14 protein-coding genes are annotated in these 14,290 nt (G+C 68.1%); 6 read left to right on the top strand and 8 right to left on the bottom strand.

The window, feature by feature from the left end:
* Nucleotides 1–41 precede the first annotated feature (41 nt).
* Nucleotides 42–458 carry a DUF1707 domain-containing protein gene (locus tag ACXPWS_RS26680; RefSeq protein ID WP_458709528.1) on the bottom strand — a complete coding sequence of 139 codons (417 nt, stop codon included), beginning with the start codon at nucleotides 456–458 and terminating at the stop codon, nucleotides 42–44.
* 156 nt (nucleotides 459–614) lie between these two features.
* On the opposite strand from ACXPWS_RS26680, the gene ACXPWS_RS26675 reads away from it, so the two are divergent.
* The 5 genes from ACXPWS_RS26675 to ACXPWS_RS26655 all read left to right on the top strand — a co-directional run bounded on the left by ACXPWS_RS26675 (nucleotide 615) and on the right by ACXPWS_RS26655 (nucleotide 5,198).
* Nucleotides 615–1,055 carry an SRPBCC family protein gene (locus tag ACXPWS_RS26675; protein WP_458709527.1) on the top strand — a complete coding sequence of 147 codons (441 nt, stop codon included), beginning with the start codon at nucleotides 615–617 and terminating at the stop codon, nucleotides 1,053–1,055.
* A gap of 42 nt (nucleotides 1,056–1,097) precedes the next feature.
* Nucleotides 1,098–1,682: a GntR family transcriptional regulator gene (locus tag ACXPWS_RS26670; protein ID WP_458709526.1), complete on the top strand. Its 585-nt coding sequence runs from the start codon at nucleotides 1,098–1,100 to the stop codon at nucleotides 1,680–1,682.
* 135 nt (nucleotides 1,683–1,817) lie between these two features.
* Complete coding sequence (locus ACXPWS_RS26665) at nucleotides 1,818–3,272, top strand: MFS transporter (protein ID WP_458709525.1); 1,455 nt, start codon at nucleotides 1,818–1,820, stop codon at nucleotides 3,270–3,272.
* A gap of 25 nt (nucleotides 3,273–3,297) precedes the next feature.
* Complete coding sequence (locus ACXPWS_RS26660; RefSeq protein WP_458709524.1) at nucleotides 3,298–4,221, top strand: ABC transporter substrate-binding protein; 924 nt, start codon at nucleotides 3,298–3,300, stop codon at nucleotides 4,219–4,221.
* Nucleotides 4,218–5,198, top strand: a complete 981-nt coding sequence (locus ACXPWS_RS26655) for an ornithine cyclodeaminase family protein (RefSeq protein ID WP_458709523.1) — start codon at nucleotides 4,218–4,220, stop codon at nucleotides 5,196–5,198. The genes ACXPWS_RS26660 and ACXPWS_RS26655 overlap by 4 nt, the downstream gene beginning before the upstream one ends.
* Here the strand turns inward: ACXPWS_RS26655 and ACXPWS_RS26650 are convergent.
* The 5 genes from ACXPWS_RS26650 to ACXPWS_RS26630 are packed head-to-tail and all read right to left on the bottom strand — an operon-like array spanning nucleotide 5,195 to nucleotide 11,105.
* Nucleotides 5,195–7,339: an AAA family ATPase gene (locus tag ACXPWS_RS26650; RefSeq protein WP_458709522.1), complete on the bottom strand. Its 2,145-nt coding sequence runs from the start codon at nucleotides 7,337–7,339 to the stop codon at nucleotides 5,195–5,197. The two genes, ACXPWS_RS26655 and ACXPWS_RS26650, sit on opposite strands and share 4 nt — an antisense overlap.
* A complete protein-coding gene (locus tag ACXPWS_RS26645; RefSeq protein ID WP_458709521.1) occupies nucleotides 7,336–8,202 on the bottom strand; it encodes a CDP-alcohol phosphatidyltransferase family protein in 867 nt (288 codons plus the stop codon). Before ACXPWS_RS26645 ends, ACXPWS_RS26650 begins: the two co-directional genes overlap by 4 nt.
* Nucleotides 8,199–8,909, bottom strand: coding sequence for a phosphatidylserine decarboxylase (locus ACXPWS_RS26640; protein ID WP_458709520.1), 711 nt, complete (start codon nucleotides 8,907–8,909; stop codon nucleotides 8,199–8,201). Before ACXPWS_RS26640 ends, ACXPWS_RS26645 begins: the two co-directional genes overlap by 4 nt.
* A gap of 49 nt (nucleotides 8,910–8,958) precedes the next feature.
* Complete coding sequence (gene moeA, locus ACXPWS_RS26635; protein ID WP_458709519.1) at nucleotides 8,959–10,161, bottom strand: molybdopterin molybdotransferase MoeA; 1,203 nt, start codon at nucleotides 10,159–10,161, stop codon at nucleotides 8,959–8,961.
* The gene (locus tag ACXPWS_RS26630; RefSeq protein WP_458709518.1) at nucleotides 10,161–11,105 is read right to left on the bottom strand and encodes an SDR family NAD(P)-dependent oxidoreductase; all 945 of its coding nucleotides are present in this window, start codon (nucleotides 11,103–11,105) and stop codon (nucleotides 10,161–10,163) included. The genes moeA and ACXPWS_RS26630 overlap by 1 nt, the downstream gene beginning before the upstream one ends.
* A gap of 62 nt (nucleotides 11,106–11,167) precedes the next feature.
* Between ACXPWS_RS26630 and ACXPWS_RS26625 the strand changes: the two genes are divergently transcribed.
* Nucleotides 11,168–11,983 (top strand): HAD-IIA family hydrolase, encoded by an 816-nt coding sequence (locus ACXPWS_RS26625; protein WP_458709517.1) that lies wholly within the window; start codon nucleotides 11,168–11,170, stop codon nucleotides 11,981–11,983.
* Here ACXPWS_RS26625 and ACXPWS_RS26620 read toward each other — a convergent pair.
* Both ACXPWS_RS26620 and ACXPWS_RS26615 read right to left on the bottom strand, forming a co-directional pair.
* Complete coding sequence (locus tag ACXPWS_RS26620; RefSeq protein WP_458709516.1) at nucleotides 11,980–13,686, bottom strand: DEAD/DEAH box helicase; 1,707 nt, start codon at nucleotides 13,684–13,686, stop codon at nucleotides 11,980–11,982. The genes ACXPWS_RS26625 and ACXPWS_RS26620 overlap by 4 nt on opposite strands.
* An 88-nt stretch (nucleotides 13,687–13,774) precedes the next feature.
* Nucleotides 13,775–14,281: a cupin domain-containing protein gene (locus ACXPWS_RS26615; RefSeq protein WP_458709515.1), complete on the bottom strand. Its 507-nt coding sequence runs from the start codon at nucleotides 14,279–14,281 to the stop codon at nucleotides 13,775–13,777.
* Nucleotides 14,282–14,290 lie beyond the last annotated feature (9 nt).

The raw sequence follows: 14,290 nt of genomic DNA, 5'->3' as shown, positions 1-14,290 counted from the left end.
GCACTCCGATCGGGTTGGGTCGGGGTGTCAGCCGATTAAGGCTAGGGAACTGACTTTGTCTTGACAGCCATCCTAGTTGGGCCGATGTGCGACACGACGCCGATGCCCCAGCCGAGGATCGGCCATACCGGCCAGAAATACCACTCGCCCGCGCTGAGGCCGATGATCAGCCAGATGGCCAGCATGAGTGCGCATCCGGCGAGGTACGCGCCGAGATGGATCTGCATGCCGAGCCGCGCCGCGCGCAGCCGGGCTTCTCGGCGGCGTGGGTCGAAGCGGCGCAGCCGGGCCGTCGGCAGGTCGGCGGTCAGCGAGTGCAACTCGTCGGCGGTGTGCGCGGCGAACGCCCGCTGCAGCCGCTCTTCGTACTCGGTCATCGGCAGGTAGCCCTGGGTCAGGGCCAGCCCCAGATCGCCCGCCGTCCGTTCCCGTTCCCGATCGCCTACCAAGGTCGCCATGGCGTCTCCCCAGAATCTAGTCAGTGTCTAGTTAAATATCGCACCGGCAACTTGTCAACGTCAAGATCGACTTCTCTGTTACCCCTTCTCGGCCGGCGGCGCTCGCCCGGCTGACTGGACGACGATCTAGCCGACTCGATCCGTAAGCTGTTGCGGGTGAGCACAATCGTCACCGTCAGCCGGACCATCGCAGCACCCGCCGGCACGATTTTCGAACTGATCGCCGATCCGGCGCAGCAGCCCCGCTGGGACGGCAACGACAATCTCGCCGAGGCTGCCGCCGGTCAGCGGGTGCACGCCGTCGGCGACGTGTTCCGGATGGTCCTCACCAACGGCGCGGTGCGGGTCAATCACATCGTCGAGTTCGATGAAGGCCGGAGCATCGCCTGGCTGCCGTCCGAGGAAGGCAAGGAACCGCCGGGGCATCTGTGGCGGTGGGAGCTCGAACCGGTGGACGAGACCACGACACGCGTCACCCACACCTACGACTGGACCCGGCTGACCGACGAGAAGCGGCTGGAGCGGGCCCGCGCGACCACCGCCGACAAGCTGCTCGGGTCGATCGACCGGCTGGCGAAGGTGAGCGAGAGCTCCTAGTTCGCGGCGTCGAATCTGCCGGTGGCTGGGTAAGTTCGACGCATGACCAGCTCGACGGGCGATTCGATAGCTCTCGCGTTGCGCGAGGAGATCCTCGCCGGCCAACTGATCGCAGGCGAACGTCTGGTCGAGGAGGCGATCGCCAAACGTTATGGCGTCTCCCGTGTACCGGTTCGCGAGGCGCTGAACAGGTTGCAGTCGGAAGGCTTCGTGACCATCGTTCGCTACCGGGGCGCGGCGGTGTCGGAGACTTTGGTGCAGGACGGCCGCGAGCTGCTCCAGATCCGGCGCGGGCTGGAAGTCCTGGCCGCACAATTGGCCGCGCACAATCGCGGCGGGTCGGTGGCCAGGGAACTGGTGGCTGCGGCGGAGCGTGACACACCCGAGGGCTCGTTTCATGAGTTCGTCGCCACCGCGTCGGGCAACAGGCAACTGGGCGAGATGCTGGCCGGCGTCACCCGTCGCGTGCGGTGGGCACTGGGGCACAACCCCGATGCCTCGACCAGTGACCACCGGGTGCTTGCCGGCGCGATCATCGATGGTGCCGCGGTGCAGGCCGGCTACCTGATGAACGAGCACCTGCAGCGCGACGAAGTCTATTTCGCGGAGAAGTTCGACAGGCGATGACAGCCCAGTTTGTATACAATTCTTGGCATATATCCGTCGTGTAACGTCAAATAACCTGGATAGAAACGCCATTGTAATCGCAGTTGTATACAAATTGCTCCAGCATGATTCACCTCGACTTCGCTGGAGCACACCATGTACCTCGACCGTTCAACCACCTCCGTCCCCCCTGAACACACCTGTGCCGATGATCCCGCGGCAGCGCCCGCCCTGTCCGCCGCGCTGGACCGCATCGGGTTCGGCCGCGTGCAAGCGGTGTTGATCCTGCTGCTGATGGCCGGACTGTTCTTCGATTCGCTCGAACAGAACTCGACCGGAGCGATGGGACCACTGCTCAAAGAGTCCTTCGGCATCGGTAACGCCGAACTGACCATGATCAACACCGCCACGGTGCTCGGCGGACTGGCCGGTCGACTGATCGGTGGCTACATCGCCGATCGATGGGGGCGCCGGGCAGCACTGAGCCTGAACCTGCTGGTGTACACACTCGGCGGGCTGGTCAGTGCCGCCGCGCTGAACTACGAGATGCTGCTGGCCAGCCGCTTCGTCGTGGGCGTCGGACTGGGTGGCGAATTCACCGTCGGTTTGGCGATCCTCGCCGAGATCGTCGCAACGCGGCACCGTGGCTCATTGCTCGCCACGCTGAACATCTCCTCGGGCGGCGTCGGAAACATCGCCTCCTTCGGATTCTTCTGGCTGGTTCTCGGACCACTGAACGGTGTTCTGGGCGGCAATGAATCCGCGTGGCGCTGGACCTACGTGATGCTCGCCGTCCCGGCAGTGCTGGTGGTGTACTTCCGTCGTTATCTGCCCGAATCACCGCGCTTCCTGTTGTCGAAGGGGCGCGTCGAGGAAGCCAACAAGAGTCTCACCCGCCTGGCGGGCGGCAGCATATCGGGACTGCGAAAGTCCGGGCGGACAACACAATTCGTCACCATCGCCGATATCCCCGCGCAGACCAGGAGCAGCTACCTCGAGGTTTTCAAGGGTCAGAGTTTGCGACGTACGGCCGCGATCGGCGCGGCGTCGTGGATGTCCTTCGGTGCACAGGTCACTCTGCTGTTCCTGATGCCGATCCTGCTGGTGTCGCGCGGCTACTCGCTGTCTGACTCACTGGCCTTCACGATGATCATGAACATCGGTTCCCTGTTCGGGGCGTGCGCGGCCTCGTATCTGGCAGGTAAGGCGCCGCGCCGGATGACCGTCAGCATCGCCGCCGTCCTGGGCTGTATCTCGGCAATCTGCTTTGCGTCCTTCGCCCATACCACCGTCCTGATCTTGTTGCTGGGCATGATCTTCCAGTTCTTCACCATGATGCTCAACACCATGCTCTCGGTGTGGTCGCCGGAGTTGTACCCGACATCGGTGCGAGCCATGGGTGCCTCGGTGGTCAACGGAATCGGCAATGTGGCCGGAGCAGTCATGCCGTTCGCCGCCCTGTTCTTCTTCGACCGGGCGGGCGTGGCCGGCGTGTTCGGCATGATCGCGGTGATGTACGCCCTCTTGGTCGTCGCTGCCCGCTTCGGTCCAGAGACGTTCGGCAGGTCACTGGAAGCCGTTGCCGAACAACCTGTACCCGCACACCTATGACAACCGTCCATCGAGGAGCCCGAAAATGTTGCACCTGAACATATCCGCCACCGCGCACGCACCCAACTACCTGCCGCAGTATCACGCCGACGCCCTCGGCTTGTTCGCCGAACGCGGCCTGACGGTCACCGCCACCGCGCGCGATCCATGGACCGGGGTTCTCGACGACCTGGACAGCGGTGCCGCTGATATCGCGCTTGGCGGATTGTGGGTGCCGGCCATGTATTGGGACACCCCCCGCGAGCTCACGGTGTTCGCCCAGGTGAATCACCAATTCCCCAAGGCGCTGGTCACCAGGACTGCGCAAGCGGACTTCAGCTGGTCCCATCTCATGGGTGCGACGGTGCTGGCACCGGGTATAGGCGGCAGTGCGCCCTACGCCTTCACCGCCGGACTCATCCGCGAAGCCGGAATCGACCCGGCATCGATCACTTTCCTGCGCGATCTGTCCACGCCGATGTTCGTCGAGCTGTTCGAAGCAGGTCTCGGTGATGCCGTCGTGCTGGATCTGGTGAATGCGGAAGTCCTGCAGGACAGGGGAACCGGGTTCATCGCAGACGACTACACCCGCACCGGCGGGATCGGCCCCAACAGCGTCTATTACTGCCGCACAGATCGGTTCGGGGAACTCGCCGACCGCTTGATCGCGTTCACCGCGGCGCTACAGGAGTCGATGCAGCTGATGAAATCGGTGGACCTTGCCGACCTTCATCCGCTGCTGGCGCGACATTGGCCCGGTACGCCACAGGAGCCGCTGCGTGCCGCCTGCGACCGGATGCAGCAATCCCGGACCTGGGAGACCGTACGGATCGATGACACGGCGACCGAACGCTGGTTGCAAATCCTGCTGGACGAGAAGATGGTTCGGGAAGCGCCCAAATTCTCAGACCTGGTGGACACCAGCATCGTCGACCACATCGAGTCGGCGCGAGCGGCATCCGCGCGATGACGTTGATACTGTCGCACTCCGATATCAGCGCCGTGCTGGACCGGGCGCAGGTGCACAAGGCCGTCGAGACGGCGTTCGCCGACCTCGCCTGCGGTGACTGCCAGAATCCGGCACCTCGCGCGCTGGCCATGGCGGGCGGTGACGGCCTCGCGCTCCCCATGGTGGCAACCTCCCGCGATCGCGTGGCCGTCAAGCTGCTCTGCGACCTGCCGGGCAACCGCGACAGCGGCCTGCCGGTGCAGCGGTCAACCATCATGCTGACCTCCGCACGGACCGGTGAGTGCATGGCAATCCTCGATGGCCGAGCCGTCACCGCGATACGGACCGCGGCGGCCAGTGCGGTGGCCACCGACCACCTCGCGGCGCCGTCCGCCCACATCCTGGGACTGATCGGGGCCGGCAAGCTCGCCGTCCAGCATGCCCACGCCATCGCCGCGGTGCGATACCTCGACTCGATCCGGGTGTGGTCCCGCAGCGCCGCCACACTTCGGGATTTCCGGTCGGCGACCGAAGTCCTGGGTATCCCCGTTGTCGCAGCGGAATCACCCGAATCGGTGGTGGCACACGCAGATATCGTGTGCACACTCACGCCCTCGCGTGAGCCCGTGGTGCGAGGTGACTGGCTGCGCCCCGGCCAACACGTGAACTGTGTCGGATCGCCACCACGACCGGACCACCGGGAGATCGATGCCGCCGGCATGCGCCGATCCCGCATCGTCGTCGACAGTCACGCCACCGCGCTGGCCAAGTCCGGCGCCGTGCTGCTGGCGCTTGCTGAAGGGGCCGTCACCACCGACGATGTGCGCACCGAATTGGGTGGTGTCGTAGCGGGATCGGGCGAGGGTCGCACCGCGGCAGACCAAATCACCATGTTCGTCTCCGTTGGCCTCGCGCTGCAGGATCTGGTCACCGCCGATCTGGTGGTCGCGCGGGCACGAGAGCTGGGTCTCGGCACGGAGATCGGGCTGTCGAGCTAGCGGTTATCCGCGAACGCCCGCAACGACGCCACCTGCTCGGGATCCAGCGACGGGCGCACCGCCTCGCGTGCCTTGGCCACATCGTCCATGGTGACGTCGGCGGCGTCGATCGACCGGCGCATCGCCGCCAGCGCCGCCTCTCGAAGCAGGGCCACACAGTCGGCGGCGCTGTACCCGTCCAGTTCCACCGCCAGGGCGTCCAGATCGACATCGGGTGCCAGCGGAATGGATTTGCCCGCGGTGCGCAGAATGTCCTTGCGCGCCTCGCCATCCGGCGGCTCGACGAACACCAGCTTCTCCAGCCGGCCGGGGCGCAGCAGGGCCGGGTCGATCAGATCCGGCCGGTTGGTGGCCCCGAGCACCACGACGTCGCGCAGCGGGTCGATACCGTCCATCTCGGTCAGCAGCGCGGCCACCACCCGGTCGGTGACGCCGGAGTCGTGGCTCTGCCCACGTCGCGGCGCCAGCGCGTCGATCTCGTCGAGGAAGACCAGCGACGGTGCCGAATCGCGTGCCCGGCGGAACAATTCGCGCACCGCCTTCTCCGAGGCGCCGACCCATTTGTCCATCAATTCGGCGCCCTTGACGGCGTGCACACTGAGGCGGCCCGAACTGGCCAGGGCGCGCACCACGAACGTCTTGCCACAACCCGGCGGGCCGTAGAGCAGCACGCCGCGCGGCGGCTGAACGCCGAGCCGGGCGAAGGTATCCGGATGCTGCAGCGGCCACAGGACGGCTTCGGTGAGTGCCTGCTTGGTCTGCACCATATCGCCGACGTCGTCGAGGGTGACCGAACCGACCGCCACCTCTTCGGTCGCCGACCGGGACAGCGGACGGATCACCGACAGCGCGCCGGTGAGATCGGCTTGGATCAGGGCCGGCGGCTGCCCGTCGGCGCTGGCCCGCGCCGCGGCTCGCAACGCGGCCTCGCGCACCAGGGCGGCCAGATCGGCGACCACGAAACCCGGTGTGCGCTCGGCAATCTCGTCCAAGTTGAGGTCTCCGGCGGGGACGCCGCGCAGCAGCACCTCCAGCAGCGACTTGCGGGTGCCCGCGTCCGGCAGGCTGACGCCGAGTTCGCGGTCGCACAACTCGGGTGCACGCAGCCGGGCGTCCACGTTGTCCGGCACCGCCGAGGTGGCGATGAACGCGACCCCCGTGGTGGCCACCGCGTTGCGCAACTCGGTGAAGATGAGCGTCGCGACGGGTTCGCCCGTCGCCGGGAGCAGCGCGTCGATGTCGGTGATGAGCAGCACTCCGCCGCCGGCCCGCACCTTGGCGACCGCCGCGGCCACCGCGGCCAGTCGGTCCTCGGCCCGCAGCGCGCCGATCTCGGGTCCGTCGAGTTCGACGAGCGTACGCTGGGCGCAGACCGCCCGGACCAGCGTTGCCTTGCCCGCGCCGGCAGGGCCGGACACCAGCACTCCGAGATTGGCTGTGGCGCCCAGGGTTTCGAGCAGCTGGGGTTCGTCGAGCGCGAGCTTCAACCACTCGGTGAGTTTTCCGGCCTGGACGTGCGCACCCTTGAGATCGTCGAACGGCACCGCGACGATGTCCGTCGCTGGGGTCCGCAGTGGCACGGGTTCGGAAAGCCCGTCACCCCAGGACACCATCGAATTCGGTTGCACGCTGACCGTTCCGGCCGGATCCACGCCGGTGACGGTGAGCAACTCGGAGGTCCAGGTGATCCCGACCGTGGTGGTCAGGGCGGTGGTCGCCGCCGACGTGGAGGTGCCGGGGCCGAGATCGCGCGGCAGCAGCGACACGGTGTCGCCGACCGTCATCACCTTGCCCAGCAGAGCCATTCGCAAGGTCGCGGGGGAGACCGACTGGGTGGCCAGCCGCGACCCGGTCAGGGTGACCGACTTCGCGCCGTTCACCGTCACCGGCGCCACCACCACGGCGGCGTCCTCCCGCAGGCCCGCGTTGGACAGCGTCACATCGTCGAGCAGGGCGACACCGGCGGGCGTGCCGGCCGGGGCCACGCCGACCACCGCGGCGGTGGTCCGCGAACCCAGCAGGGACACCGCGTCCCACTCCCGGATGCCCAGCGCCGCGATGGCCTCCGGGTGCAGGCGCACCACCCCACGGCGCGAATCCAGGGCGGAAGTGTTCAGGCGTGCGGTCAGCGACAGCGTCATTGGCGGCCCGGCGGCTTGCGCAGACCGAGACGCGAGACCGAGCGGCGGTGCGGTTGGGTGCGGCGGATGGCCCGCCGGGCCGCGCGCTGTTGGCGCGGTTTGTCGTTCCAGGCCTCCGGATGCGCGGCCACCCAGCGCTTGCTGCGCACGGCGAACGGGATGTGGATGACGTAGGCCAGGATGATCACCATGATCACCACATAGCCGTACAGCACCGAGGCGGCCACGCCGATCGCCAGCAGGGCCAGCAGCGGGGCCACCATGTTCGGCGGCACCGTGAAGGTGTGCACCTTGCGCATCGGGATGGCGCTGACCACCAGCAGCGAGACGCCGATCATCCAGGCGATGACCAGCCATTCGGCCAGCGGGCTGTTCCACCAGTCACCGGGGAACTGCAGTTTGGCGGCGATCGGCCCGATCGCGCCGATCGCGCCTGCCGGCGCCGGCATCCCCATGAAGTACTCCTTCTCGTACGCCGGCAGATCGGCGTCGAGCATGGCGTTGAACCGGGCCAGTCGCAGCACGATGCAGACCGAGAAGAACAGCACCACGATCCAGCCGATCTGGGAATGCGACAGCAGCGTGGCGTAGACGATGAAAGCCGGTGCGACACCGAAATTCACGGCGTCGGCCAGCGAGTCGATCTCCTCGCCCATCTTGGAGGTGGCGTTGAGCATCCGGGCGGTGCGGCCGTCGAGGGCATCGAGGATCGCGGCGACGGCCAGCAGCGCCATCGCCTCGGTGGGTCTGCCGTCCAGGGCGAATTTCACCCCCGACAGGGCCAGGCAGATGGCCGCGACGGTCATGGCGCTGGGCAGGAACCGCAGGCTCACCGTCGGTGATTTGATTCGGGCCTTGATCACGGCAACTCAGCCAACACGGTTTCGCCGCCGATCGCGCGCTGACCGATCTCGACGCCCACGGTGGCGCCGACGGGCAGGTAGGTATCCAGCCGCGAGCCGAACCGGATCAGCCCGTAGGTCTCACCGAGCGCGAGTTTGTCCCCGGCCCGTGCGCTGCACACGATGCGCCGCGCCAGCAGGCCGGCGATCTGCACGACGACCACGTCGACGCCTTCGGGGGTGCGGATCAACAGGCTGTTGCGTTCGTTGGCCTCGCTGGCGGTGTCCTTGTCAGCGGACTGGAACTGGCCGGGGCGGTGCTGGGCGGCCACCACCTCGCCGGCGACGGGTGCGCGCTGCACGTGAGCGTCGAACAGCGACAAGAAGATGCTGATCCGCGTCATCGGGGTGGCGGGCAGTCCGAGTTCGGCCGGTGGCACCGCCTCGTCGATCAGGGTGACCCTGCCGTCGGCGGGGGCCACCACGACCCCGTGCCGGGTCGGCGGCACCCGCGACGGGTGCCGGAAGAACAGCGCGCAGAAGCCGGCGGCGGACAGTCCGGTGTTGCGCAGCCAGCGCCGGTTGCGGCCGGCGATGGCGATACCCAGCCCGCCCGCGATGAACGGCAGGCCGGCCGGGTGAACCGGGGGGACGGTGGAACGGACGAGTTCGGCGAAGCGTTGCGCTTCGGACGCGGTGTCGTCGGAGGGGCGGGCAGGTCTGGCCATGGCGGCTCCCGATTCTACGTGGATTCAGGCCTTTGACAGGTCGGCGACGTCAGCGACCGGACAAATCCCACACCTCGACCGGGGATCCGGCCGAGAGCTGGTCGACATCCGCGCCGATGTCCAGCAGGCAATTCGACGACGCCAGCCAGCGCAGATGGTGTGAGGCCGGGGGGCCGTAACCGGTGACGGTGGTGCCGGCGAGCACACCGCGGCGGAACTGGCGTTTACCCTTCGGCGACGTCAGATCCTCGGTGAGGGTGGCGGTCAGCCGGGGCCGCTCGGGCGGCAAGCCCATCGCCGCGCGCAGCGGGGCGCGAACGAACACCTCGAAGGACACCAGCGAGCTCACCGGGTTTCCGGGCAGCGTGACGATCGGCGTCCCGTCGACTCTTCCGCTGCCCTGAGGCATACCCGGCTGCATGGCCACCTTGACGAACTCCGCACCGTCGGTGAGGGCATCTTTGACCACCTCGTACGCGCCGGCGCTGACGCCGCCGGTGGTGATGATCAGGTCGGCGGTGCCGGCGTGTGCGGCCAGTGCGGCGCGGAACGCGTCGACGTCGTCACCGACCATCGGGGCGGCCACCACCTCGCCGCCGGCGTCGCGCACCGCCGCGGCCAGCATCACCGCGTTGGACTCGTAGATCTGTCCGGGTAGCAGCGCGGTGCCCGGCGCCACCAGCTCCGAGCCGGTCGACATCACCAGCACACGCTGGCGGGGCAGCACCGTCAGCTCGCCGAACCCGAGCGCGGCGGCCAGACCCAGCGCCGCCGGGGTGAGCACCTGGCCCGCCCTGGCCACCGTCGTCCCGGCCGCGACATCCTCGCCGGCGCGCCGAACGTGCTGGCCGGTCCGGGCGGCGCTGCGGATGGCCACCTGCGCGGCCGTGGTGGTGAAGTCGGCGTCGGTGGCCTCGACCGGGATCACCGCCGTCGCCCCCGCCGGAAGCGGTGCGCCGGTCATGATCCGCTGTGCGGTACCACGTTTCAATGAGCCGGTATCGGTGCGTCCGGCCGGGATGTCATCGGCGACGGGCAGGATGACCGGCCGCTCGGCGCTCGCGTCGGCGATGTCGTCGGCGTAGACCGCGAATCCGTCCATGGCCGAGTTGTCGAATCCCGGCAGCGACAGCGGCGCCACCACATCGGCGGCCAGGGCCAGTCCCAGCGCCTCGGCCAGCGGCACTCGCACCGGCGCGCGCGGCGAGATCAGGTTCGCGATGACGCGCTGGTGCTCGTCGACGGATCGCATCAGACGGGGAACGTCACGCCGGTGAGTTCCTCGGACACCTGCCAGAGCCGGCGGGCCAGCGCCACATCGTGGGACTGCGCACTCGAGCTCACCAGCTGTGGATACCCGACCAGGCCGAACGAGGGGACCGGGAGCGCGGGTCCGTAGTACTGGCCACCGCGCACGGCGGGATCGGTGGCGGCGCGCAGCGTGCCCAGCGCGCCGATCTCGGGACTGTTGGTGACCAGCCCGGACAGCGTGCTGAAGCCGGGCAGTCCGTTGCCCGGGGTGTGGCGCATCAGTTCGGTGTTGGAGATTCCGGGGTGGGCGGCCACCGCGATCGTCGGGTTGTGGTGCGAGGTGAGCCGGCGCTGCAGCTCATAGGTGAACAGCAGGTTGGACAGCTTGGACTGACCGTAGGCGGCCACCCGGTTGTAGCTGCGCTCCCACTGTAAGTCGTCGAAATGGATACCGGCCTGGATCCGGTGGGCGATGCTGGCGACCGCCACCACCCGCGAATTCGCCACGGGCAGAAGACGATCCAGCAGCAAGCCGGTCAGGGCGAAGGCGCCCAGATGGTTGGTGCCGAACTGCAGCTCGAATCCGTCGGCGGTGGTCTGCTTGGGCGGATACATCACGCCGGCGTTGTTGATCAGCAGATCGATCTTGTCGAATTGCGACCGCAGCTGCTCGGCCGCGGTGCGCACCGAGTCCAGCGATCCGAGATCCAGCGGCTGCACGCTGACCTCGGCGTCGCGGGACGCCGTCGTGATCCGGGCGGCGGCGGCCTCACCTTTGGCGGTGTCGCGCGCCGCGATGACGACGCGTGCGCCGCGGGCGGCCAGCACCCGCGCGGTCTCGAAGCCGAGGCCGGTATTGGCGCCGGTGACGATAGCGATTCGGCCGCTCTGGTCCGGAACGTCGGTTTCGGTCCAGCGTTCTCCGAAAAACGGAAGGCTCCCCATGATGGGCAACACTACTGGGCGGCCCGAGTTGCGCCGAAGGGTTGGCCGTTTACTGTCGGCACATGGCGATCGGTGGGGTGCTTTTCGATATAGACGGTGTGCTGGTGACGTCGTGGCAACCGATCGATGGCGCGGCCCAAGCGTTGCGCACGTTGTCGGACCACCAGATTGCGCGTAGCTACCTGACCAACACCACCACCCGCACCCGCACCCAGATCGCCGACCTGCTCACCGCGGCGGGGATGGCCGTGTCGCCGGACGAGGTGGTGACCTCGGCGCTGCTCACCGCCGACTATGTACGCGATCACTATCCGGGCGCCCGGTGTTTTCTGGTGAACAGTGGCGATATCGCCGAGGACATGGCGGGTGTGGATTTCGTCTATTCACACGAGTACACCGGACCCGCCACCCCGGAGACCCCGGATGTGGTGCTGCTCGGCGGGGCCGGCCCGGAGTACACGCACCTGACCCTGAGCTGGGTGTACGACTGGATGGCCCAGGGCGTCCCGGTGGTCGCGATGCACCGCAGCACGGCCTGGACCACCACCGACGGACTGCGGGTGGATACCGGGATGTACCTGACCGGGATGGAGGAGACCTCGGGGCGCAAAGCCACCGCCGTCGGTAAGCCCGCGCCGCGGGGATTCCTGGCGGCCGCCAACCGGCTAGGGGTGGATCCCGACGAGATGTACATGGTCGGCGACGACCTGAACAACGATGTGCTGGCCGGTCAGGTGGTCGGTATGACGGGCGTGCTGGTGCGCACCGGGAAATTCCGGCAGGCCACATTGGACCGTTGGGCCACAGACGAATTCGCGATGCAGCCCAATCACGTCATCGACTCGGTGGCCGACCTGCCCGCGCTGCTGGGGCTCTAGCCGCCCGACAGCTCGCGCTGCATCTCCCGCACCGCCTCGATCCGCTCCTGCAGTTGTTCACGGGTGGCGGCGGCGACCGGAGGACCGCCCCGGCGGCGGCGCAGCTCGTTGTGGATCCAGCCGTGCGGCCGGCCGGTGCGGTGATGGAACGCGGACACCAGCACGTTGAGTTCACGGCGCAGATCGCGCAGCTGATTGTGGGTGGTCGGTGGCGGCACCGCACCGGAGGCGGTGCGCTTCTGCAGCTGCGCGTCCTGGCGGCGGTTCAGCAGGTCGCGCATCTGGGTGGTGTCGAGGAGGCCGGGGATGCCCAGGTAGTCGGCCTCCTCGTCGCTGCCGGCCGGGGTGGCGGTGCCGAACGACGAGCCTTCGAAGATCACCTGGTCCAGCTCGGCGTCGGCGCCGAGGTACTCGAAACCCCGGTCCATATCCGACTTCTCGTCCTTGCGCTTCTCGGCGTCCGCGAGCAGCTCGTCGTCGAGCCCGTCGGATTCCCGGTGCGGCTTGCCCAGCACGTGGTTGCGCTGCGCCTCCATCTCGGAGGCCAGCTGCAGCAGGTTGGGCACCGAGGGCAGGAAGATGCTGGCGGTCTCGCCGGCCCGGCGGCTGCGCACGAACCGTCCGATGGCCTGGGCGAAGAACAGCGGGGTGGACGCGCTGGTCGCGTACACCCCGACGGACAGCCGAGGTACGTCCACGCCTTCGGACACCATCCGCACCGCGACCATCCACCGGCTCGACGATTCGGAGAACTGCGAGATCTTGTTCGACGCCGTCGGGTCGTCCGACAGCACCACGGTCGGCTCTTCACCGGTGATGGTGTGCAGCAACTTGGCGTACGCCCGGGCCGCGGTCTGGTCGGAGGCGATGACCATGCCGCCCGCGTCGGGGACGTGCTGGCGTTTCTGCTGCAACCGGGTGTCCGCGGCGGCCAGCACCGCGGGCATCCATTCGCCGGCCGGGTTGAGCGCGGTGCGCCAGGCCCGGGCGTTCTGCTCGGCTGTGAGCGGCTCGCCGAGGCGCGCGGCGTGTTCCTCGCCGGCGCTGTCCCGCCAGCGCGCCTCGCCGGAGTAGGCCATGAAGACCACCGGGCGCACCACGCCGTCGGCCAGGGCATCGGCATAGCCGTAGATGTGGTCGGCTTGCGAACGCTGGAATCCCGCGCCGTCGGCCTCATAGGTGACGAACGGGATGGGGCTGTCGTCACTGCGGAACGGGGTACCGGTCAGCGCCAGCCGCCGGGTCGCGTCGCCGTAGGCCTCCCGGATGGCATCACCCCAGGTCTTCGCGTCGCCGCCGTGGTGGATCTCATCGAAGATGACCAGCGTCTTGTGGTTCTCGGTGCGCACCCGGTGCCGGGTGGGATGGCTCGCGACCTGCGCATAGGTGACGGCGATGCCGTGGTAGTCGCTGGAGGTGTGGCCGGCCGAGTTGCTGAATTTCGGGTCGAGGGCGATGCCGACCCGCGCCGCGGCCTGTGACCACTGGGTCTTGAGGTGTTCGGTGGGGACCACCACCACGACCTGTTCCACGCTGCGGTCGGCCAGCAACTCCCCGGCGATGCGCAGAGCGAATGTCGTCTTGCCGGCGCCGGGCGTCGCGACTGCCAGGAAATCTTTGGGCTTGGCGGATAGATACTTCACCAGCGCTCGACGCTGCCAGCCCCGCAAAGCCTGGGTGCTGGGCGCTTCGTAAGGCCGCACCCGAGACTCCTATCTGGTCGAAGGGCAGTCTAGGGCAAGGGGTTACGGGATCGCACACCCGCAGCACGTGTCGGGCGCGGCGCGCCGGTCAGACGAAGAAATTGTCGTTTTTGACGAACCACTCGGCGCGTTCGGCGTCGGTCATCTCACCGAGTTGGGCCAACCCTTCGAAGTAGTGCTCACGCGGCGCGCCGGGGGCAAACAGCATCAGCAGGGACGCCGGAGCGTCGGCGACGTTGCGGAAGCCGTGTACCCCGCCGGGCGGCACATAGAGGAAGTCATTGGCCGCCGCGGTAGACCAGTCGGTGCCGTCGTGGATCTCCACCTCGCCGCCGAGCACGAAGAATGCTTCGGACATGGCGCGGTGATAGTGCGGTGCCGGGCCGCCGCCGCGTGGGCTGATCTCGACGCGGTAGAGGCCGTAGTCGCCGTCGGTCTGCTGCTGGTTGGCCAGGTAGTGGTACTTCACCAGGCCGAAAGCGTCGTAGTCGGCGGGGGGCCCGCCGTTTTCGGGGGCCCGGCGCACCCACGCGCTGACCTCGGGTTCGTCCGCGGTGTACCGGGGCGGGGGATAGGGCGGCACGATCAGCGACATCGCTGCCGA

This window comes from Mycobacterium sp. BMJ-28, assembly GCF_054404835.1.
The sequence above is the reverse complement of the archived record's forward strand: the minus strand, read 5'-3'. Positions and strand labels throughout refer to the sequence as shown.

Bases quoted from the DNA above. Each gene is read 5' to 3' on its own strand.
- ACXPWS_RS26680 (WP_458709528.1), bottom strand. From the start codon at position 458: ATGGCGACCTTGGTAGGCGATCGGGAACGGGAACGGACGGCGGGCGAT.
- ACXPWS_RS26670 (WP_458709526.1), top strand. From the start codon at position 1,098: ATGACCAGCTCGACGGGCGATTCGATAGCTCTCGCGTTGCGCGAGGAG.
- ACXPWS_RS26665 (WP_458709525.1), top strand. From the start codon at position 1,818: ATGTACCTCGACCGTTCAACCACCTCCGTCCCCCCTGAACACACCTGT.
- ACXPWS_RS26660 (WP_458709524.1), top strand. From the start codon at position 3,298: ATGTTGCACCTGAACATATCCGCCACCGCGCACGCACCCAACTACCTG.
- ACXPWS_RS26655 (WP_458709523.1), top strand. From the start codon at position 4,218: ATGACGTTGATACTGTCGCACTCCGATATCAGCGCCGTGCTGGACCGG.
- ACXPWS_RS26650 (WP_458709522.1), bottom strand. From the start codon at position 7,339: ATGACGCTGTCGCTGACCGCACGCCTGAACACTTCCGCCCTGGATTCG.
- ACXPWS_RS26640 (WP_458709520.1), bottom strand. From the start codon at position 8,909: ATGGCCAGACCTGCCCGCCCCTCCGACGACACCGCGTCCGAAGCGCAA.
- moeA (WP_458709519.1), bottom strand. From the start codon at position 10,161: ATGCGATCCGTCGACGAGCACCAGCGCGTCATCGCGAACCTGATCTCG.
- ACXPWS_RS26630 (WP_458709518.1), bottom strand. From the start codon at position 11,105: ATGGGGAGCCTTCCGTTTTTCGGAGAACGCTGGACCGAAACCGACGTT.
- ACXPWS_RS26625 (WP_458709517.1), top strand. From the start codon at position 11,168: ATGGCGATCGGTGGGGTGCTTTTCGATATAGACGGTGTGCTGGTGACG.
- ACXPWS_RS26615 (WP_458709515.1), bottom strand. From the start codon at position 14,281: ATGTCGCTGATCGTGCCGCCCTATCCCCCGCCCCGGTACACCGCGGAC.